The sequence below is a fragment of the Terribacillus sp. JSM ZJ617 genome (assembly GCF_044383785.1).
In the GTDB taxonomy this organism is placed as follows: domain Bacteria; phylum Bacillota; class Bacilli; order Bacillales; family Amphibacillaceae; genus Terribacillus.
Window position 1 is genome coordinate 590,244 of the sequence record NZ_JBISEQ010000001.1, and the last position, 21,156, is coordinate 611,399.

At 45.3% G+C, this 21,156-nt stretch carries 21 protein-coding genes and 2 other annotated features; of the genes, 12 read left to right on the plus strand and 9 right to left on the minus strand.

Features of this window, described 5'->3' with window-relative positions:
* Positions 1 to 4: 4 nt before the first annotated feature.
* The 3 genes from nhaC to ACH6C1_RS02895 all read right to left on the minus strand — a co-directional run bounded on the left by nhaC (position 5) and on the right by ACH6C1_RS02895 (position 3,960).
* Positions 5 to 1,402 carry a Na+/H+ antiporter NhaC gene (gene nhaC / locus ACH6C1_RS02885; RefSeq protein ID WP_374074458.1) on the minus strand — a complete coding sequence of 466 codons (1,398 nt, stop codon included), beginning with the start codon at positions 1,400 to 1,402 and terminating at the stop codon, positions 5 to 7.
* Between the two features lie 109 nt (positions 1,403 to 1,511).
* Entirely contained in the window at positions 1,512 to 2,939 is a 1,428-nt protein-coding gene (gene aspA, locus ACH6C1_RS02890; RefSeq protein ID WP_095221111.1) for an aspartate ammonia-lyase, read from the minus strand.
* Positions 2,940 to 2,964: 25 nt separating this feature from the next.
* Positions 2,965 to 3,960, minus strand: coding sequence for an asparaginase (locus ACH6C1_RS02895; protein WP_374074463.1), 996 nt, complete (start codon positions 3,958 to 3,960; stop codon positions 2,965 to 2,967).
* Between the two features lie 161 nt (positions 3,961 to 4,121).
* Here ACH6C1_RS02895 and ACH6C1_RS02900 point away from each other — a divergent pair, with 161 nt between their 5' ends.
* Complete coding sequence (locus ACH6C1_RS02900) at positions 4,122 to 4,454, plus strand: helix-turn-helix domain-containing protein (RefSeq protein ID WP_374074465.1); 333 nt, start codon at positions 4,122 to 4,124, stop codon at positions 4,452 to 4,454.
* Positions 4,455 to 4,486: 32 nt separating this feature from the next.
* Here the strand turns inward: ACH6C1_RS02900 and ACH6C1_RS02905 are convergent, their stop codons facing one another.
* Complete coding sequence (locus ACH6C1_RS02905) at positions 4,487 to 5,320, minus strand: ABC transporter ATP-binding protein (protein WP_095221107.1); 834 nt, start codon at positions 5,318 to 5,320, stop codon at positions 4,487 to 4,489.
* Positions 5,321 to 5,546: 226 nt separating this feature from the next.
* On the opposite strand from ACH6C1_RS02905, the gene ACH6C1_RS02910 reads away from it, so the two are divergent.
* Positions 5,547 to 6,110 carry a nitroreductase family protein gene (locus ACH6C1_RS02910; protein WP_374074468.1) on the plus strand — a complete coding sequence of 188 codons (564 nt, stop codon included), beginning with the start codon at positions 5,547 to 5,549 and terminating at the stop codon, positions 6,108 to 6,110.
* 39 nt (positions 6,111 to 6,149) lie between these two features.
* Here the strand turns inward: ACH6C1_RS02910 and phnE (ACH6C1_RS02915) are convergent, their stop codons facing one another.
* The 4 genes from phnE (ACH6C1_RS02915) to ACH6C1_RS02930 form a co-directional block, all read right to left on the minus strand.
* Positions 6,150 to 6,962, minus strand: coding sequence for a phosphonate ABC transporter, permease protein PhnE (gene phnE, locus ACH6C1_RS02915; RefSeq protein ID WP_374074470.1), 813 nt, complete (start codon positions 6,960 to 6,962; stop codon positions 6,150 to 6,152).
* The gene (gene phnE / locus ACH6C1_RS02920; protein ID WP_374074472.1) at positions 6,959 to 7,750 is read right to left on the minus strand and encodes a phosphonate ABC transporter, permease protein PhnE; all 792 of its coding nucleotides are present in this window, start codon (positions 7,748 to 7,750) and stop codon (positions 6,959 to 6,961) included. Before phnE (ACH6C1_RS02920) ends, phnE (ACH6C1_RS02915) begins: the two co-directional genes overlap by 4 nt.
* The gene (gene phnC / locus ACH6C1_RS02925; RefSeq protein ID WP_095221099.1) at positions 7,747 to 8,529 is read right to left on the minus strand and encodes a phosphonate ABC transporter ATP-binding protein; all 783 of its coding nucleotides are present in this window, start codon (positions 8,527 to 8,529) and stop codon (positions 7,747 to 7,749) included. The genes phnE (ACH6C1_RS02920) and phnC overlap by 4 nt, the downstream gene beginning before the upstream one ends.
* A 136-nt stretch (positions 8,530 to 8,665) precedes the next feature.
* Positions 8,666 to 9,592: a phosphate/phosphite/phosphonate ABC transporter substrate-binding protein gene (locus ACH6C1_RS02930; RefSeq protein WP_095221097.1), complete on the minus strand. Its 927-nt coding sequence runs from the start codon at positions 9,590 to 9,592 to the stop codon at positions 8,666 to 8,668.
* 172 nt (positions 9,593 to 9,764) lie between these two features.
* Here ACH6C1_RS02930 and ACH6C1_RS02935 point away from each other — a divergent pair, with 172 nt between their 5' ends.
* Both ACH6C1_RS02935 and ACH6C1_RS02940 read left to right on the plus strand, forming a co-directional pair.
* Entirely contained in the window at positions 9,765 to 11,342 is a 1,578-nt protein-coding gene (locus tag ACH6C1_RS02935) for a bifunctional metallophosphatase/5'-nucleotidase (RefSeq protein WP_374074476.1), read from the plus strand.
* Positions 11,343 to 11,717: 375 nt separating this feature from the next.
* Positions 11,718 to 12,560: a 3D domain-containing protein gene (locus ACH6C1_RS02940; protein ID WP_095221094.1), complete on the plus strand. Its 843-nt coding sequence runs from the start codon at positions 11,718 to 11,720 to the stop codon at positions 12,558 to 12,560.
* 96 nt (positions 12,561 to 12,656) lie between these two features.
* On the opposite strand, the gene ACH6C1_RS02945 is transcribed toward ACH6C1_RS02940, so the two are convergent.
* Complete coding sequence (locus ACH6C1_RS02945) at positions 12,657 to 12,785, minus strand: hypothetical protein (protein ID WP_374074480.1); 129 nt, start codon at positions 12,783 to 12,785, stop codon at positions 12,657 to 12,659.
* A gap of 109 nt (positions 12,786 to 12,894) precedes the next feature.
* Between ACH6C1_RS02945 and ACH6C1_RS02950 the strand changes: the two genes are divergently transcribed.
* The 8 genes from ACH6C1_RS02950 to trpA all read left to right on the plus strand — a co-directional run bounded on the left by ACH6C1_RS02950 (position 12,895) and on the right by trpA (position 21,002).
* Positions 12,895 to 14,046, plus strand: a complete 1,152-nt coding sequence (locus tag ACH6C1_RS02950) for a DEAD/DEAH box helicase (protein WP_095221093.1) — start codon at positions 12,895 to 12,897, stop codon at positions 14,044 to 14,046.
* A gap of 54 nt (positions 14,047 to 14,100) precedes the next feature.
* Positions 14,101 to 14,312, plus strand: a binding site (T-box leader).
* 26 nt (positions 14,313 to 14,338) lie between these two features.
* Positions 14,339 to 14,583 (plus strand) — a binding site (T-box leader).
* 65 nt (positions 14,584 to 14,648) lie between these two features.
* Positions 14,649 to 16,052: an anthranilate synthase component I gene (gene trpE, locus ACH6C1_RS02955; RefSeq protein ID WP_374074482.1), complete on the plus strand. Its 1,404-nt coding sequence runs from the start codon at positions 14,649 to 14,651 to the stop codon at positions 16,050 to 16,052.
* Positions 16,033 to 16,635 (plus strand): anthranilate synthase component II, encoded by a 603-nt coding sequence (locus ACH6C1_RS02960; RefSeq protein ID WP_374074484.1) that lies wholly within the window; start codon positions 16,033 to 16,035, stop codon positions 16,633 to 16,635. Before trpE ends, ACH6C1_RS02960 begins: the two co-directional genes overlap by 20 nt.
* Positions 16,616 to 17,635: an anthranilate phosphoribosyltransferase gene (gene trpD, locus ACH6C1_RS02965; protein ID WP_374074486.1), complete on the plus strand. Its 1,020-nt coding sequence runs from the start codon at positions 16,616 to 16,618 to the stop codon at positions 17,633 to 17,635. Before ACH6C1_RS02960 ends, trpD begins: the two co-directional genes overlap by 20 nt.
* Complete coding sequence (trpC, locus tag ACH6C1_RS02970) at positions 17,632 to 18,414, plus strand: indole-3-glycerol phosphate synthase TrpC (RefSeq protein ID WP_374074488.1); 783 nt, start codon at positions 17,632 to 17,634, stop codon at positions 18,412 to 18,414. Before trpD ends, trpC begins: the two co-directional genes overlap by 4 nt.
* Positions 18,411 to 19,019, plus strand: a complete 609-nt coding sequence (locus tag ACH6C1_RS02975) for a phosphoribosylanthranilate isomerase (RefSeq protein ID WP_374074490.1) — start codon at positions 18,411 to 18,413, stop codon at positions 19,017 to 19,019. Before trpC ends, ACH6C1_RS02975 begins: the two co-directional genes overlap by 4 nt.
* Positions 19,020 to 19,024: 5 nt before the next feature.
* Positions 19,025 to 20,230: a tryptophan synthase subunit beta gene (gene trpB, locus ACH6C1_RS02980; protein ID WP_374074492.1), complete on the plus strand. Its 1,206-nt coding sequence runs from the start codon at positions 19,025 to 19,027 to the stop codon at positions 20,228 to 20,230.
* Complete coding sequence (gene trpA, locus ACH6C1_RS02985) at positions 20,223 to 21,002, plus strand: tryptophan synthase subunit alpha (protein ID WP_374074494.1); 780 nt, start codon at positions 20,223 to 20,225, stop codon at positions 21,000 to 21,002. Before trpB ends, trpA begins: the two co-directional genes overlap by 8 nt.
* The last annotated feature ends 154 nt before the right edge of the window (positions 21,003 to 21,156 follow it).

Below are 21,156 nucleotides of genomic sequence, written 5' to 3' on the forward strand. Positions count from 1 at the left end.
TTTTTTAGCTTTCAGCTGCTGTTTTTTCTTTGTTGTACCAGATGAATTTTCCAGTGTAACCGTAGATGATAGCGAGTCCGATTGCTACAAAGCTCAGCCACATGAAAGGCAGATAGGATAATGTAGAAACGCCAAGAATACCAGCCATGTATATGCCATTGTCTGACCAAGGTACCATACCGGATGTCAATGTACCGCCGACTTCTGTGTTACGGGACAGAACACGACGGTCAAGCTGCTGCCTGTCGTACGTTTTTTCCATCATTTTTGGTGTTAGGATCAAGGCAACATACATGGCACAGCCAAGTACATTACCAAGGAATGCAACTATAAGTGTAGCGACTGTCGTATTGCCTGCTGATACAAGTTTCTTTTCGAAAGTGGAAACGATAACCTGCAGGACGCCAAGCTTCTCAAGTAATCCACCGAAACCAAGACCGAAGATGATGACCATCAGTGTGTCGAGCATACCCATTACGCCGCCTCGGTTGAGGATGCCATCAATGAAGTTTACACCTGTGTCTATTGAGAAGCCATTATAAGCAGTGCCAAGCGCTTCTGCGAAATTCATTCCCTGGAATAAGGATGCCCAAATCGCACCCAGCAGGGCTCCGGTAACGATTACCGGCAAGGATGGTTTCTTCATGGCCAGTAAAACAAGTACTGCTATCGCTGGGATCAGCATAAGGATGCTGATATCAAAGTTATTTAACAAAGCAGTTTTGAGTGAATCTACCCTTGCTTGGTCAATATCATCGCCAGCATAGAGGAATCCAGCCCCTGTAAAAAGAATAGCCGTGATGACGAACGCTGGTAGTGACAGGAACAGCATAGCTCGAACATGCTCCAATACATCTACCTTGGAGAGAGAGGCAGCAAGCACTGTACTATCAGACAAAGGGGAGAGCTTATCCCCGAAATAAGATCCGGACAGTACTGCTCCAGCTACTAGCGGCAGCGGCATACCTAATCCTTCGCCGATCGCCATCATCGCGATACCAGCTGTACCAGCGGTTCCCCAGGACGTTCCTGTAGCGACGGACATGATGGAACAGATGATCAAGGTTGCAAGCAGGAAGATACTAGGGTGAATGAATTCAAGACCATAGTATATCAATGTCGGTACGACACCACCTGCGATCCATGTACCAATCAATGCTCCAACGGCAACAAGAATCAGGATTGCTTCCAATCCGTTCGATATACCGCCCATAATCGATTTCTGCAAATCCTGATATAGGTGACCAAGTCGTATGCCAAGTATGATGACAACAAACCATGATATGAAAATTGCCAGCTGAATCGGCAGGTCAAGATAGACTGTGAATGATAATACAAGCGCTAGAAAGATTCCTAGTATGATGATTATCTCAGTAATTGTTGGTAATCTTGCTTCTTTCAAAACCAGTCCTCCTAAAAATAATAATGAACCCGCTTACAAATAGAAACGGATAAACATGCGCCCTGTGACCTATTTTTTTTAAGAAATAGGTCGCACGCACATTTTTCTATTATCTATCAAAAAGCTCCTCGCCTGCAATACCCGGTTTGGTCATTTCGTATGGATTTAAGATAATATCAAGCTCTTCTTCCGTTAAGACATCATATTGGAGGCAAAGTTCACGGATAGATTTACCAGTAAGGATCGCTTCACGTGCAATCCGTGCTGCAACTTCATAGCCTAAATGCGGATTGACTGCCGTTAGCAAGCCAACACTTTTATCTACGTATTCCTTCAATAATGCTTCATTTGCCTCAATGCCGATCAAACAGTTATCAGTGAAGGAGCGGAAGCCGTTATTCATGATGCTGATGGACTGCAATAGGTTGAACACAAGCACAGGTTCCATTACATTCAATTCCAGCTGTCCAGCTTCGGATGCCAGGCAAATCGTGTTATCATTGCCGATTACTTGGAATGCGATTTGGTTGATCATCTCAGCCATGACTGGATTCACTTTCCCAGGCATGATGGATGATCCTGGCTGACGTGCCGGCAAGTTGATTTCGTTCAGTCCTGCTCTCGGGCCAGAAGCCATCAAGCGTAGATCATTGGCAATCTTGGACATGTTCATCATACAAACCTTCAGAGAAGCGGAAACCTCGGTATATGCATCCGTATTCTGTGTTGCATCGACCAGATTTTCAGCAGTTACAAGCGGCAGGCCGCTGTTGGCAGCCAAATGTTCGACAACATGTTCGATATATTTCGGGTTTGCATTCAAACCTGTACCGACCGCTGTTGCTCCCATATTGACCTCGTACAGATGCTGACGGGACTGCTTGATTCGTTTGATATCTCTTTCCAGCACACGGCTGTACGCTTCGAATTCCTGTCCCAAACGAATCGGCACTGCATCCTGAAGATGCGTACGCCCCATTTTGATGACAGAATCGAATTGTTTTGCTTTCTTCTTGAATTCCTGCTGCATATATTCCATCGTATCGAGTAATTTCTCAAGCATGTTCAATGTCGAGATATGGATGGCTGTCGGAAATACATCATTGGTCGATTGAGACATATTTACATGTGTGTTAGGGCTTAAATGCTGATAATCGCCTTTTTCATGACCGAGGATTTCCAGGGCGCGGTTCGTGATAACTTCATTCGCATTCATATTAATAGAGGTGCCAGCACCGCCTTGGATTGGATCTACGATAAATTGATCATGCCATTGACCGTTAATGATTTCATCTGATGCTTGAACAATTGCATTGCCGAGTCCTTCATACAAGCGTTTTACATCCATATTGGCAAGTGCAGCTGACTTTTTCACGATACCAAGTGCTTTGATCATTTCTTCATGGATGCGGTAACCCGTTATAGGGAAATTCTCTGACGCACGCAGCGTTTGAATGCCGTAATAGGCATCCTTTATAATTTGTTTTTCTCCCAGAAAGTCTTTCTCAATCCGGTAGTTCTCTTGTAAGTCTGCCATGAACTGAACCTTCCTTTTCACTTATTTAAGAGGGCCATATAGTAATATCTTCAGCGATCGGTGTTTCCATCATGCGTTTCACTTCTTTAAGATCGGTTGATTGGCCTAGTGCCCACATGAGTTTCGGTACGATTGCCTCTGTGTTCATATTGCTTGAACGAATCACCAACTCCTGGTTGATGCGCCGGCCGACTTCGTAGATACTCATGTCTTCGCCTTCTTCCAGGCATTGTGTAGTGATGACGACGATAATGCCTCTTTCCACCAATTCGTTTATCTTTTGGAGAAGGTCGCGTCCCTCGAATGGAATACCACCGCTGCCATAGCTCTCGATTACTATTCCTTTATACATGCTTCCTAAAGCATCCAATATCTCGGGCTTCAAGCCCGGATACAACCTTAATAAGAGTACATCAGTACAGAGGGAAGTATCAACGGTAAACGGGACTTTTTCGCTTTGAATTTTTTTATTGTATTCGACCTCATCTTCATGGATGAAGGCGATGTACGGGTAATTGATGCTTTCAAATGCATCATAGCTTTTCGTCCGCAGCTTGATTGCCCGTGTTCCTTGTATCACACGGCCATCAAATACAACATAGACACCGCCAACTTCTTCACAAGCAAAGCGGATGGCATCCTTAATATTCTTTTTCGCATCTGTTTTCTGGAACGTAATCGGGATTTGCGAGCCAGTGATCACAATCGGTTTGTTTGCGTTTTGCAGCATATAAGACAAAGCTGCTGCCGTATAAGCCATCGTATCGGTTCCGTGCGTGATGACAAAGCCATCGTAAGCATCATAATGTTCTTTGACTGCCTCTGCCATCGTCACCCAATCTTCCGGCTGCATGTTTGTGCTGTCCAGATTCATAAGCGAGATTGTTTCCATTGTATAATCATTATCCATATTGGAAACATAGCTTAATAATTCATTCGCATCTACAGCCGGAGACAGGCCATTTGTTCCTTCGACTGATGCAATGGTGCCGCCGGTGGTAAGTAATAATAGCTTCTTCATTCCCTGCACCTCTTCTATCTATTTCAAAATGTTATTCGCTAATTGCGTACTTTAACCCTAATTATAGAGAAGGTATTAGGGTTAATCAAGATTATATTATTCGTATCGCGTACGAAACGATGCTATAATAATAGGAAGGAAAAATGAGCGGGGGAAGTAGGATGAATCTGGATCGGTTATCTGAATTAAGGAAAAAGAAAAATTGGTCGCTGCAAGATACCGCAGACCGTCTTGGTATAGCCAAGAGCACATATGCAGGCTACGAATCCGGATATCGGCGTCCGTCATTTGAGGCACTGATTATGCTGGCAGACTTATTTGGAACAAGCTGTGACGATTTGCTGGGACGTCATTTTGATAGAAGCCTGGAGCTGACAGAGCGGGGGAATACAGAGCTGTCAGTCGATCAAAGAAAGCTGACCGAAAAGGAGATAGGCGGAGCAATAGCTTTTATCCGGGCAACAAGACAAATCGAAGAAGAGCAGGCATTATAAAACGCGTTGCAGAAAGCTGCAACGCGTTTTATTTATGCTAAAGTTTTCTCCATCATACGTTCTGGCTCAACAGGAGCGGTACTTCCGAGAATATTATATGGCAAGCAAAGAGGCACTCCTGAACGCGGGTCGATGATCACATCTGCTTCGATATTGAATACTTCCCGCAGGTTTTCTGCAGTAACGGTTTCAGCGGGTGAACCTTCACAAATGACCTGTCCCTTTTTGATAGCAATCATATGATCTGCATAACGTGTCGCATGATTGAGATCATGTACGACCATGACAATTGTGCGATTTTCTTCACGATTCAGTTTATGCAGCAGCATAAGCACTTCCAGCTGATGCGCCATATCAAGGAATGTCGTCGGCTCATCAAGGAAGAGAGTCTCTGTTTCTTGTGCCAATGCCATTGCAATCCAAGCGCGCTGACGCTGTCCGCCGGAAAGCTGATCGACCGCACGCTGTGCGAAATCTTCCATTGCAGTCACTTCGATTGCCCAAGCTATGACTTCCTTATCATAAGAAGTAAGTGTGCCGAAGCCTTTCTGATGGGGATAGCGGCCATATGCAACAAGCTCAGACACTGTCAAACCCTCGGGTGCAACAGGATTCTGCGGCAGGATGGCAAGCTGCTTCGCGACAGCCTTCGTTGATTGTTTATGAATACTTTTCCCGTCCAATAGTACCGTGCCGTTCTTCGGTTTCATGACACGTGCCATCGTTTTAAGTATAGTGGATTTGCCGGAACCATTCGCTCCGACAAGAGCTGTAATCTTTCCTTTAGGTATTTCTATAGTCAAATCTTTTACGATTGATTTATCTCCATAGGCTACTTCGAGTAATTCCGTCTGTAAACGTCCCATTACTGGTACCCCTTTCCTCTTCTCGTTGCTTTGAGAATGAGATTCGTTATCATTTATATTGTCATAAAATTGGTGTCTGTTCAAGCGTTATCCGAAAAGTTTCATAAAAAAGTAAGATTTTTTCCAAATTACTAGCACATTGACAGTGTATGGAATATTCAGATATGATATTGATAATGATTTTCAATTAAAGAAAAGCACGGAGATGGGAAGAGGAGTGAGACAGATGCAATTGGAGCAGCTGATTAAGGACAGAAGATCCATAACGAATTATGATACGAGTAAAAGGATCTCTTACGAGGAGATACAGAAATTGCTTGATATAGCAGTTTGGGTGCCAAATCATAAGATGACGCAGCCATGGCGTTTCATCCTGATTGATGGCGAGACGAAACAAAAGCTTGGTGAAATCAATGCGAAGCAAGGAGCGAAAGGTGCCGCAACGGCTGAAGAGAAAGAGAAAAAAGCAGAGGCGCTGAAAAAGAAAATCACTGATGTCCCGCTTTGGATAGCTGTTGTATTAGAGGAAAACACGCAAATGAAATTCCGGGAAGAAGATTATGCTTCTGCCAGTATGCTGATCCAGAATTTCAGTCTGCTTGCTTGGGAAAAAGGCATCGGGACGATCTGGAAGACTAATGCATTGCTTGAGAATGCAGATGCGAGGGAATTACTGCAAATTAAACCTGGGGAGCGTAATATCGGACTCCTGCAAGTCGGATTTATCGGGAAGGAACCGAAAGTGAAGCCAAGAGTACCTGCAAGCGAACGTACAACTGTATTGAACTAAAAAACAGCGATTCTGTTTAAAGCAGAATCGCTGTTTTCTTTATACGATCTTTTTACGTAAATAGCCGGAGATTAAGTCAATAACGGATACCAATATAATGATACCAAGCAAAATGACACCAACTCGCGGCCAGTTACGGGAAGTCAAAGCGAAAATAAGCGGAGCTCCGATACCACCTGCGCCGATAATACCGAGGATGGAAGCTCCACGGACATTCAGTTCGAAACGATAGAGTGTATAGGAGATGAAACCAGGCAGTACTTGCGGCAAAACAGAATAGACAAGTACCTGGATCCGGTTAGCACCTGTTGCGATCAAGGCTTCACGTGGCCCATGATCGATCGCTTCCACTTCCTCAGCAAATAGTTTACCGAGCATCCCGATGGAGTGCAGACCCAAGGCAAGTACCCCGGCAAATGATCCAGGGCCGACTGCTTTAATGAAGATAATCGCCAGGACAACCTCTGGGAATACCCGGATGAAGCTAAGTACGAATCGGCCCACACCAGTAACGAAGAAGCCGGATTTATCACGGCGGCTCGCGGCCCAGAAACCGAATGGTATCGTGAGAATGGCAGAAATGAACGTACCAAGGATGGATATGGCAAGTGTATCGATCAATCCGAAGATAAGTCCTTCCTCTTCATTGACGAATGCCCAGTCCGGATGGATGATACCATCGAAAATCGCTTTGGAAATCTGACCGGCAGTTTCCTTGATTTCAAATTCTTCTATCCCAGAAAAAGCCCAAACATAGATGGCAGCCAGGATAACTAGGATCAACACACGGTTGAAGACCTTCTTACCGCGGCCTTTCGGTTTATCGACAGTATGTGTAGGTAATTGGCTCATAGTAATTTCTCCCGTAGTTTGTTACTCACATAATCGATGATCAACACAACGGCAAGTGTCGCAATGATCAAGGTATTGACACGTGGATAATTCAAGAAACCAAGGTTGCTGTCGTAGTAAAGACCGATACCACCAGCTCCTACAAGGCCAAGGATGGCAGCGGCACGGATATTCACTTCGAATGTATACAGCACATACGAAACGAAATAGGCAGCAGCCTGCGGAATGATAGCGAAAGTGATCCACTGGACTTTATTCGCACCAACCGCTGTCATGGCTTCCATAGGTCCCTTGTCGATTCCTTCGACAGATTCATATGTCAATTTTGCGATAATCCCCACGGAGAAGATTGTCAGAGCGAAGATACCAGGAATCATACCTAAACCAAAAATTGCTACGAAGATTGCGGCTAGCAATAGTTCTGGAACTGTTCTGATCAAGTTCAGTACAAATCGCGCCGGATAAGAAATCCAAGGGATCCGGTTTACGTTATTGGCACAGAGCAATATTACTGGTACGGAGATGATAGCGCCGAATGTTGTCCCGATGACAGCCATGCGGATCGTCTCGAGCATCGGTTCGATGATGTTTTCAAAATAAGCCCAGTCTGGCGGGAACATATCGATGATAAGGCTGGCCATTTGATCACGGTTCGTAATCAAATCCATGAAGCTTGAGCCAGTTTGAATATAACTTAAGACAAGCAGGGCAAGTACGATTGCCACTGTCAGATAATGCTTAATTCTGGTAGGCGGTTTCGGAATCGTCTTCTTCGGAGGCTGACTCATTCGGTACCCGCTCCAATTGGACCTCGCTGCTGTTCTTTTTCCAGCTGCTGTCCGTAGATTTCCTGGAATTTCTCATCAGTCGCTTCTTCTACTGGTCCGTCGAACACGACCTCCCCAGCATTCAAACCGATAATGCGTGTTGCATATTGACGTGCAATATCAATGAAGTGAAGGTTGACGACAGTCGTGATGCCAAGCTCTTGGTTGATCTTTTTCAAATCATCCATTACTTGTTTTGTTGTCAGCGGATCAAGGGAGGCCACTGGTTCATCAGCAAGGATGATTTTAGCTTCCTGTGCCAAAGCTCTGGCAATCGATACACGCTGCTGCTGTCCGCCAGAAAGCTGATCCGAGCGCGTGTACGCTTTATCGATGATATTTACACGATCCAGAGCGTTAAGGGCCAAGTTGACATCTTCTTTTGGGAATAAGCCGAAAACAGTTCTTAAAGTAGAATGGTAAGCGACACGGCCAGAAAGTACGTTCCGCAGAACAGTAGAACGTTTAACGAGATTGAAGTTTTGGAAAATCATGCCGATATCACGGCGGATATGACGCAAGTTCTTCCCTTTTGCAGCTGTAATGGATTCATTATCGATCATGATTTCGCCTTCGGAAATTTCATGCAATCTATTAATCGAGCGCAGCAATGTAGACTTACCGGCACCGGAAAGACCAACAATGACAATAAACTCGCCTTTTTCGATAGTCAAGTTGATGTTTTTCAAACCTTTGACGCCATTCGGATATGTTTTCGAAACGTTGCGAAATTCTATCACTTTCTATACCAACCTTTTTATGTAGTTTAATAGTAAAGCAGAAAAAATACGGTTAAGAAAAGATATACATACAGACAAAAGCCCAGCCAGTCTAAGGAAATCTCAGGCTGGCTGGATTGAAAGCTTGATTATTCAATTATTCTTGTGCGAATTTTTCGGAATACTCGCGAACAACTTCGAATTTACTGTCATCGGATTTTACGTAACCTTCATGTGTGTAAACATCGCGGATGATTTCCAAGCCTTCCGGATCTTTACCGATGTTGATGAAGGCATCCGTGATTTTTTCTTTCCACTCGTCATTGATTTCAGGAGTGACTGCGATCGTATCATTCGGGATCTTTTCAGTAGTAGCAATTACTTTTGTATCCTCGAATACAGTTGGGTAGTCAGCTTTAACGACGTTACGTGCATCCTGGAATGTTACAGCAGCATCTGTGTCGCCATTCAATACGCTGATGATACCAGCATCATGACCTTTTACAGTCGTTGGAGTCAAGTCGGACTGAATGTCCAAACCAGCAGCATCAAGTGCACCGGCAGGCCATACATAACCTGCAGAGGATGTTACATCCTGAACAGCAATCGTCTTGTCTTTCAAATCTTCAAGAGAATCAATACCAGAATCGCTCTTCACGACGAATTGTGCTAAGTAGAAATCTACTAATTCGTCAGTTGGCGAACCGTCTTCTGGATTGACACCGTAACGCTGGGACTGGAGGATAACATCTGCAGCACCTTTGTCATGTGCCAATACATATGCTGTAGGCGGTAGGAAACCGACATCTACTTGTCCGGAAGCCATTGCCTCAATGATAGTGTTGTAGTTAGTAGATACACTTACTTCAACAGGAATGTCCAGTTCTTCTTCGAGAAGATCTGCAAGCGGCTCTGCTTTTGCCTCAAGTGTTTCTGCATTCTGAGAAGGAACGAACTGCACACGCAATTCTTTCAAATCTCCGTTGCTGCCGCCATCTGCACTGGAATCGTCAGATCCGCACGCACTTAGCAACCCTGCTGCAAGAAATAGAGTCGCGCCAACACCTGCAATTTTCTTAAACATGATATACCCCCAAAAATTGTTTAATTTGCACTGCATGAACAACTATATCACGACTTGTTCCAGTTTATGTTAACTTACTGTAATAAGAATGTAAAGATAGTTTTGGCATGTTATGATAGATAATAGCAAAAACTGTTTTAATTCTGAAAAAGAGGTCGGAGGAATCAAAAGTATGTCTGAAAAAGTGACAAATATCACCATGCTAGTCACTAGTGATGTGCATGGAAATATCTTTCCTACTACATACCGTGATCACGAACCAGCTCCCCAGGGACTGGCGCGGGTGGCTACCTTGATTAAGAGAATAAGAGAAGAAAAGAAGCATGTTCTGCTGCTGGATAATGGGGATATGATTCAAGGGACACCGCTGACATATCATCATGCTAAATACCAAGCAGATAAGGATAACCCCTTGATCAGATGCATGAACGAGCTCAAATATGATGCTGCGGTAATAGGAAATCATGAATTCAACTATGGCATGCCGTATCTGCAGTCAGCAATCCAGCTTGCAGAATTTCCTTACCTTTGCGGCAATATACTTGATGAGACGAAAAAGGAACCTGTATTTGGCAGACCATATGAAATCAAGCAGATTGATGGCGTGAAACTGGCGGTCATTGGTGTCACCACTCATTTCATTCCAAACTGGGAAGATCCAAATCACATTGAGGGGCTTACGTTCGAGCATGTCCTGGAATCGACGAGAAGATGGGTGAAGGAAGTTCGGGAAAAAGAACAGCCTGATGTCCTTATCGTTGCTTATCATGGCGGGTTCGAACGTGATCTGGAAACCGGAGAACCAACAGAATCACTTACTGGTGAAAATGTAGGCTATGAAATTTGCCATTCAATAGAAGGAATTGATATTTTGGTCACCGGTCACCAGCATCGATCTCTTGCTGAAAAGGTGAATAATGTGACCGTTGTGCAGCCTGGATCCAATGGTGCATTCCTAGGGGAAGTCTCGATTGCTGTCGAGCATCTGTATAATAGTAGAAAACGTGTCACATCAGAGACGAAATTACATACGATCACGAATGAAATTCAGCCTGATGAAACGATTCTGAGACTAGTTTCTTCCTATGAAGAGGAAACACAGAAATGGCTGGACCAGCCGATCGGGAAAATAAATGGAGATATGATCATCCATGATGCCTTTGAAACGAGGGTGAAGGAGACACCATTTATTGAGTTCATCAATAAAGTTCAGATGGATGCAGCAAATGTTGCCATCTCCAGTACAGCATTGTTTCATAATGCTTCGCCTGGTTTTCCGCAGGATATTACGATGCGCGATATCGTCTCCAATTATATCTATCCAAACACGTTAAAGGTGATTGAGATTTCTGGAGCAGATATGAAGCATGCACTCGAACTCTCTGCCACTTACTTCAATTTGGATCAAGAGGGTGAGCTTGAGGTGAGCCGCTCCTTCCTGGAACCTAAGCCGCAGCACTACAATTATGACATGTGGGAAGGAATAGACTATACATTGGATATCAGCCGCGAAATTGGAGACCGTGTACAGGAATTGACCATCAAGGGCACACCTGTCATTGCAGATGAGATGTATGAGGTAGTAATGAATAATTACCGGGCAGCTGGCGGTGGAGATTACGTCATGTTCAAAGGAAAGCATGTTGTCAGGGAGATCACAACAGATATGACGGAACTAATTGCAGATTACATCAGCAAGCGAAATGTAATTGAAGCAACTTGCAATCATAATTGGGTAGTGAAGAAGTAGAAAACAGGAGCTCCCGCTCCTGTTTTCTACTGTAATTGGAATAAAAAAGGGAAAGCAAGGATTGATTTTGTAACATTTGTCCCAATAAAGCCGGAAAAACGACAAAAACCGAATGAAAAAAAGCGAGTGCAAACAAAGTCAACAAGAAATTTAATTTTGTTATTTTACAATTAATGGAATAAACAGAGGCCTTTTATTACAAAAAAGCCCCTAAAAGCTTGGTTATCGAATGTTTTATTACAGAAAGATTACAGTGTAACAATAGTATTGCTGGAGGCCTAGCCTGTAATATAACCTTAAACTTCCTGTAACCCACCTGGCTAAGCCCATGTGATACCATAAGTTCTGTTAGAAATTTAAGGAGGTAAACGACGTATGAAAAAAACAGTCGTATCTTTAGCTACAGGACTAGTAATTGCGGGGGCATTCAGTACAACAGCTTCAGCTGCTGAATATAATGTTCAAACAGGGGACTCTCTTTGGAAAATCGCAGACAAATACGAAGTGAGTGTAGATCAGCTTAAAGAGCTTAACCAACTTGATTCTGACCTAATCTTTCCTAATCAAAAATTAACTATAGATAAAGAAACAAACCAAACAGACTCATACACAGTACAAAAAGGCGATTCTCTTTCTAAGATCGCAGGGAAGTTCAATATATCGGTAGGCGAGTTGAAATCTTGGAACAGCCTTAATTCCGATTTGATTGTAATAGGTCAGCAACTAGCTGTAACTGGCGGGGCTGTAACTGAAACAGCACCAGTGAAGCAGGAAGCTGCTAAGACAGAAGCTCCTAAACAGGAAGCTCCTAAACAAGAAGAAAAGCAAGAAGCACCTGCACAAACAGAACAAAAAGCAGAACCTGCTAAACAAGAAGCAGCTCCTGCCCAAGAAGAAAAAGCAGCTACAAGTACTAGCCAAGAAGCAACGAAAGAATTGACAGTATCCGCAACTGCATATACTGGCCAATGTGAAGGCTGCTCTGGTGTAACAGCAACTGGTATCGATTTGAACGCTAATCCTAATGCGAAAGTTATTGCAGTAGACCCTAGTGTCATTCCTTTGGGATCCAAAGTATGGGTTGAAGGCTATGGTGAAGCAATTGCAGGCGATACTGGCGGTGCAATCAAAGGTAATAAGATCGATGTACACGTACCTGATCAAGGAACTGCTTTGAACTGGGGACGTAAAACTGTAACAGTAAAAGTACTAGACTAATACAAATAGCGTAACAGGTGGAGCAAATGGCGGTTTGCTCTGCCTGTTTTTATTTATATTATAGTTTACCCGCATGTGTGCAGGATAAACGCATCACTATTTTAAATTTACAGAAGATTTACTTGTCTCTTTAATGCTTTGGATATTTCCTTCCCCTCGAAAAAGACCGATTATGCTGAAACTGATGATCAGCAGGACAAAAATGCCGATCAGCCACTTTTGCATATAATTTCCCCCTTTTTATGTGTATACTAGTATCTTACAAACTTTCCGCGCGTACTTCTATGGAAACTTCACATAATAATTATGGAAAAAGTATGAAAGAGGGAACAACATGAACGTGTTCAATGATCTGAACTTACAAAATAATCGTTTGGAAATATTACATAAATTAGGTCTGACAGAACCAACACCTGTTCAAAAGCAAGCTATTCCAGAAATTTTGGCTGGAAAAGATGTGATTGCCAAAGCACAGACAGGTACTGGTAAGACACTTGCATTCCTGCTGCCGATATTGGAAATGCTGGAAGCTGATAGTGCTGGCATTCAGGCACTTATTCTGAGCCCGACGAGGGAGCTGGCTATCCAGATCTATGATGAACTGGCGAAGCTGATTCATCCGGAAGAAGAAATTGGTACGCTGGCAGTCTATGGCGGTCAGGATATCGTCAAGCAGCTTAAGAAGCTGGAAGGCAGAGTGGATATCGTTGTCGCGACACCGGGACGTCTGCTCGACCATATGCGGCGCGGCACAGTGGATCTTTCCCATGTCCGGACATTCGTGCTGGATGAGGCAGATCAGATGCTGCATATGGGATTCTGGCATGATGTAAAGGACGTTGCAAATGCATTGCCGAATACGAAACAAACACTGCTGTTCTCTGCTACAATGCCGAAGGAAATCCGCCAGCTGGCATCCTCCCAGATGCAAAAGCCAAAGGAAATCACCATTCAAACAACCAATGTGACTCTGAAGGAAATAAAGCAGATTGTCCTGGAAATGTCTGATCGTGAGAAGCGGAATGCGTTGAAGGTGTTATTGCAAATGTATCGTCCATTTGCTGCTATTATCTTCTGCCGGACAAGAAGACGTGCTTCTGAGCTGCATGGATATTTGCGCGCGCAGGGTTTCGAATCGGATGAACTGCATGGTGATTTATCACAGGCAAAGCGGGAACGTGCTATGAAGAATTTCCGGGAGTATAAGACGCAGTTCCTTGTTGCAACAGATGTAGCAGCTCGGGGGTTGGATGTTGAAGGTGTGACCCATGTATTCAATTACGATCTTCCGGAGGATACTGAAAGCTATATCCACCGCATCGGCCGTACAGGCAGGGCAGGCAGTACGGGCTTAACGGTAGCCTTTGTGACACCTCGCGACAGACATCAAATAAAACAAATTGAAAAAGAAACAAAACAGCATCTGCCGCGAAAAGAACTTGTTTTCGGAGAGAATGGCAAGCCTGATTTACTGGATGCAGAGTAAATTGCCCTTGACAAACGAAAACAAGGGTAATACAATGAATCCAACATATCTGATACGTGAGCGAAGACGAAGAGTAGTAGCTTATGTGGTCACTTCAGAGAGCCGGTGGATGGTGGAAACCGGTGTGACACATACGTGAATGGACTTCCGAGCACCATAGCTGAAATGACCAGTAGGCTGTGGCGGCAACTCCCCCGATAGCAGGAGCAAAGTGAGCTAGTTCGCTAGCTAACAAAGGTGGTACCACGGGTAATCTCGTCCTTTATTGGAGAGATTGCCCTTTTTTTATACACATAACTCGTTGATGAAGAGGAGTACATGCTGTTTGATTTGCACAGAGAGCCTGGTGTGGTGAGATCCAGGTCAAATCGGCAGCATGGAATGGACTTCAGAGAGATTCCTTGAAACATAGTAGGGGAATCCGGCTTCCCCCGTTACCGGGATAGGATATCAAGGCTAAAGCTTTCGTATCCGAATGAGAGGAAAGCAAAAGAGCTTTCAATAGAGGTGGCACCGCGGTGTAAAACCGTCCCCTATGCACATGAACCAATCATGTGCATAGGGGACGGTTTTTTTATTTCAAAGAAAAGGGAGCGAGAAAGATGACGGTTACGGATAGTGTTCGATTTCAGAAGAAGCAATTGAACGGAGATACACTCACACCTGTCGTAATTTATAAACGGCTGGCAGGAGAAAAGAAGTTTTTGCTGGAAAGTTCGGTACACCATACAGGAAAGGGTCGCTATTCCATCATTGGAGCTAATCCTTATAAAGAATTGATTGGAAAGGGACAGGAAACAACGCTGAAGTCTTCAGGACAGGAAGAGAAGCTGGCAGATAAACCGTTAGAGGTTCTGAAGAAACAGATAAGTGGAATGGAGCTGCCGCTTGAGTTTCCTTTCTATGGCGGTGCTGTCGGATATATGGCATATGATTCGATCCGGCAATATGAAGTGATTGGAGAAGTGCCTGAGGATCCGATTGGTATGCCAGAAGTTCATTTTATGTTTTATGAGGATATCATCATTTATGACCATAAGCATCAGCAGATCACTTTACTGGCTATTGATGGTGCAGGAAACCGGTCGGCGGATATGCTCCAGGCTCGTTTGGAGGTTATGGAGCGAGAGATTACAACCTTCAAGAACATACCCGATGCAGTATTGAAGCCAGTCTATTTCCAGCCTGAGACGGATCAAGCAACATTTATGCAGATGGTGGAAGATGCCAAGGCGTACATCAAAGCCGGTGATGTATTCCAGATAGTGCTTTCGCAGCGGTTGACAGCAGACTTCCATGGAGATGCTTTCAGCTTTTACCGAAAGCTTCGGGCTAGCAATCCTTCGCCGTATATGTTCTTCCTCGATTTTGAGGACTATACCGTACTCGGTGCTTCCCCTGAAAGCTTGATCAAAGCTAGCGGCAATAAAGTGACAGCTAACCCGATTGCTGGATCAAGGCCCCGTGGTAAAACGACAGAGCAAGATGAACAGCTGACGACTGAACTGCTGACCGATGAAAAGGAATTGGCAGAGCATCGGATGCTTGTCGACTTAAGCCGCAATGATCTGGGACGTGTGTGTAAGGTCGGCACCGTCGAGCTGACAAAGTATATGACGGTGGAAAAGTACCAGCATATCATGCACATCGTCTCTGAAGTACAAGGAGAACTAGCAGATAATATGACTGGATTGGACGCACTGGTTGCAGCACTTCCTGCTGGAACCGTATCAGGTGCTCCTAAGATTAGGGCAATGGAATTGATCAATCATTTTGAAAAGAAAAAAAGAGGGCTCTATGCTGGGGCGGTAGGCTATATAAATATGAATGGCGATCTCGATCTGGCGCTTGCTATTCGAACGATGATCATAAAAGACAACAAGGCGTATGTACAGGCGGGAGCCGGACTAGTGTATGATTCCGACCCCGAGACAGAATATCACGAGACGCTGCATAAAGCGAAATCTTTAACGGAGGTCGGATTACATGATACTGCTGATCGATAATTATGATTCTTTTACGTATAATCTTTTCCAATACACAGCGGAGCTTGGGGAACAAGTCAAGGTTGTACGTAACGATGCCATCTCCATCCAAGACATCGAAACGTTGAAACCTGAGGCAATCATCGTCTCACCTGGTCCGGGCAGACCGGAAGATGCAGGAATATGTGTCGATGCAATCCGCCACTTTGCAGGAAAAATTCCGATACTCGGCATATGTCTTGGTCACCAGGCAATCGGTACAGCCTTCGGTGCGGACATTATCCGTGCAGGGCAAATCAAGCATGGCAAGACATCGACGCTTCGATATGAGGGAGCACCTGCAATCGAAGGGATAGTAAAGGATTTGCCGATCATGCGCTATCATTCTCTAGTCATCGATAAGCGCAATATTCCGAATGAATTGAAAGTTACCGCTTATTCAGAGGATGATGAGGAAATCATGGCTGTCCAGCATATCAGATATCCGGTTTACGGACTGCAATTCCACCCGGAATCAATCGGAACAGAAGCAGGTAAGGAGATCGTGAAGCATTATATCCTAACCATGAAAGAAGGGGAAAGTAATGGAACCATTATTGGCTAAGCTTACGAATACACAGGCTTTGACGTATGCAGAAACGCTGCAGGCATCCCGGGAATTGCTGGATGGCAGTATGCCTGATGCTGTGGCAGGTGCATTTCTTTCGATGCTGCAAACCCGTGGGGAAACAGCGGATGAAGTAGCTGGTATGGTGGCTGCAATTCGGGAAAAAGCACAGACAATTCCCCTTCAGGCAGCAAATGTGATGGATAACTGCGGTACCGGAGGCGATGGATCGCAAAGCTTCAACATTAGTACGACGGCAGCCTTTGTCATTGCTGGAGCGGGTATTACGATTGCCAAACATGGGAATCGCAGCGTATCAAGCAGAACCGGAAGTGCGGATGTACTGGAGAAGCTGGGGATCCCATTGTATTTGCCGGCAGAGGAGATGACGCATCTGCTTGAGGAGAATGGTATCGCCTTTTTATTCGCGCCTCATGTTCATCCGGGTCTGAAGCAGGTGATGCAGCTGCGTAAAGTACTGCGAATTCCTACGATCTTTAATTTAATTGGACCATTGACGAATCCGGTCCAGCTTGATTCACAGCTGCTCGGCATCTATCGCCGCGATATGCTTGGGATGATGGCCGAAGCGCTCTATAAGCTGGGACGCAAAAGAGCGATTGTCATTAATGGAGCAGGATATATGGATGAAGCATCACTTGCAGGAGAGAACCATCTTGTCCTGCTGGAGGACGGTAAACAGACAGCTTTCACTCTTCATCCGGATGAGGTTGGCCTGCCGGTTTATCCGCTTGAAGCAATCAAGGGCGGTGATGCAGCTGAGAATGCAGACATTCTGCTGCGTGTGTTGAATGGGGAGAAAGGTGTCCATCGGGACACAGTGGTTTTGAATGCAGGACTTGGCATATCTGCGAACGGAAAAGTGGCTTCTATACAGGAAGGCATCGAGCTTGCTAAGGAAAGCATTGATAGCGGAGCTGCTAGACAGAAACTGCAATACTTGATCGATTATAAACAAAGGGAAGTGAGATCATGACATTCTTAGCAAGGATACTAGAAGAGAAGCGAACGGAAATTAGTACAATGAAGCAAACATATCGACCGACAGCAGCGCAGCGCAAGCCGATATCGTTATATGAACGATTCCAAGAACAGAAACAGCTGCAGATTATCGCAGAAATCAAGCGTGCTTCACCTTCCAAAGGAATGATCAATCCCGATGTTGTACCTGCGGACCAGGCAAAGATCTACGAAGCAGCAGGAGCGGGTGCAATTTCAGTGTTGACTGATACACCGTTTTTCAAAGGCACGATGGATGATTTGGCAGCTGTCCGGGAGGCAGTGGAAGTACCGATATTGAATAAAGATTTCATCCTTGATGAAATTCAGATAGACCGAGCAGCTGATTATGGTGCTGATGTGATTCTATTGATTGTAGCGGCATTGGAAGAAGATCGATTGCGCGCTCTCTATCAGTATGCAAAATCCAAAGAGATGGATGTGCTGGTAGAGGTGCACAATGAAGAAGAATTAGAGCAAGCGCAAAAGCTTGGTGCCAATATCATCGGCATCAATAATCGGAATCTAAAAACCTTCGAGGTGGATTTGGGTGTAACGGAAAGATTGATAGAAAGAATTGACGCCTCAGATACTCTTGTTATCAGCGAAAGCGGCATAACGGTATCAGCTGATGCATCTCGTGCAGCAAAAGCAGGGGCAAGGGGAATCCTTGTTGGGGAAACACTTATGCGAGCTGACGATATAGCAGCAGTACTGGAGACACTCCAAGTTCCGGTAGGAGAGGAGCAGTCATGATCGTCAAGATTTGCGGCATTCAGTCGGTGGAGGCTGGGCAGACAGCGGTGGAAGCAGGAGCTGACATGATCGGATTCGTTTTTGCGGACAGCAGACGGAGAGTATCACCTGAGCAAGCTGCCGGCATTGGGAAAAAGCTTCCAGCTCACGTCAAAAAAGTAGGTGTATTTGTCAATGAGCCGATCGAGAGTTTGCTGGTCATAGCTGAGACGGCAGAACTGGATTATATTCAGCTGCATGGCGATGAAACACCAGACTACATTAAAGCTATCCGCAAGCCTGTCATTAAAGCTTTTTCGGTAGGTTCAGAGGATGACCTGAAGCAGCTGGCTGATTACCCATGTGATTACTATCTGCTGGATAGTCCGGCTGAAGCATATAGGGGAGGGAACGGCACCACATTCGACTGGTCGCTGGCAAGCTCCGAAACAATTCCGAGGGAAAGGCTCTTTCTTGCAGGCGGATTGCATGCTGGCAATGTACAGCAGGCGATTGAGGAAGTGAGTCCTGCTGGGGTCGACGTCAGCAGCGGTGTGGAGACAGATGGACAAAAGGATCCGATTAAAATAAAACAATTCATTACAGCGGCAAAGAGAGGACAGTGAAAAACATGGCAACATATCCGACAGAAACCGGGCATTATGGAAGCTTTGGCGGCCGATTTGTACCAGAAACACTCATGCCAGCCATCTTGGAACTAGAAGAAGCATTCAAGGAAGCGAAGGAAGATCCTGCCTTCCAAGAAGAGATGCGCTATTACTTGAAACAGTATATCGGACGGGAGACCCCGCTTTATTTTGCAGAACGTTTAACAGCAACTCTTGGCGGACCGAGGATCTATTTGAAAAGAGAAGACCTTAACCATACAGGGGCACATAAAATCAACAACACAATCGGGCAGGCGCTGCTCACACAGCGGATGGGCAAGAAAAAGGTTGTAGCTGAAACAGGCGCTGGCCAGCATGGTGTTGCCACTGCGACAGTCAGTGCGTTGCTAGGATTGGAATGCATCATCTTCATGGGAAAAGAAGACGTCAGACGACAAGCATTGAACGTGTACCGGATGGAGCTCTTAGGCGCTCAAGTCGTATCCGTCGATCAGGGTAACGGCACCTTGAAGGATGCAGTAAACGAAGCGATGCGCTATTGGACGGCGAATGTAGAAGATACACATTATATTTTCGGTACAGCTGCCGGCCCGCATCCATTCCCGCAAATCGTCCGCGATTTCCAGCGGATTATCGGCGATGAAACCCGCAAGCAGATCATCGAGGCAGAAGGCAAGCTGCCGGAAGCAATTGTTGCCTGCGTTGGAGGAGGAAGTAACGCAATTGGCATGTTCTATCCGTTCGTGGATGATCGCGATGTTAAAATGTACGGTGTGGAAGCAGGGGGTATGGGGCTGCCAACAGGTAAGCATGCAGCCTCTCTTACAGAGGGGAAAGCGGGAATTCTGCATGGATCATTATCCTATTTGCTTCAAAATGGAGACGGTCAGGTACAGGAGCCTCACTCCATTTCGGCCGGATTGGATTATCCAGGCGTCGGTCCGGAGCATAGCTATCTAAAAGATGCTGGTCGAGTTACGTACGATGCTGTTACCGACGAAGATGCGCTAGAGGCTGTGCGACTCCTATCCAGAACAGAAGGAATCATACCAGCACTGGAAAGCGCGCATGCAGTTGCATACTGTAAAAAGCTGGCGCCAGTGATGGATGAAGAGGATGTGCTTGTTGTCTGTTTGTCCGGACGCGGGGATAAGGATGTAAACACAATCAGGGAAGCGCATGAAACAGGAGGAGATCTGCATGAGTAAAGCTATGCTGGATAATGCATTTCAAACAGTATCACAAGCTGTGGAAAAAGCTTTCGTACCATATATAATGGCTGGTGATGGTGGCTTGGAGAGTTTGAATGAACGCATTCAATTTCTTGCTGATAGTGGTGCAACAGCAATCGAGCTTGGTCTTCCTTTTTCAGATCCAGTCGCAGACGGGCCAACTATCCAGGCAGCTGGAATTCGCGCATTGGAGGCAGGCACGACTGTCCGTGCAGTACTCGATGAGGTTGCTAAGGAAAAAGCCAGCCGCAATGTGCCGCTTGTTATCATGACTTACTTGAATCCAGTCTTCGCCTTTGGTGTGGAAGACTTCGCGTCAGCCTGTGCTGCAGCAGGGATATCTGGCCTTATCCTGCCTGATCTGCCGCTTGAAGAGGAAGGACTTGTTGTCGAAGCTCTTCAAAAGCATGAAATAGCTCTGATTCGTTTGGTCGCTTTGACCAGTACACCAGAAAGGATCCGGGCACTCGCTGAGCGCGCTGAAGGCTTTCTTTATGCCGTGACAGTTGCAGGTACGACGGGGGAGAGAGCGACCTTCGTCGATCAGCTGGGAACACATCTGCAGGAGCTGAAAAAAATCAGTAACGCACCAGTACTGGCTGGTTTCGGGGTTTCTACACCAGCGCATGTGAAGGAACTGAGCCAATATTGTGATGGAGTAGTGGTCGGAAGTAAGATTGTCGATGCATTGCATCAAGGAGACAGACAGCAAGTGGAAGAGTTGATTAGATCAAGGAAGCAGGTGTAAATGACTTGCTTCTCCGAGTTGGAGTGCAGGGAAATCATGATTTCTTTGCACTCTTTTTTTGTGTTTAAGAGACGTAAGGGCTGTTGCCCCCTGACCGAAACTCATAGTTCAAACTTGTGATACAGTGAAACATTTCCAGCAACCATCCGTAGAT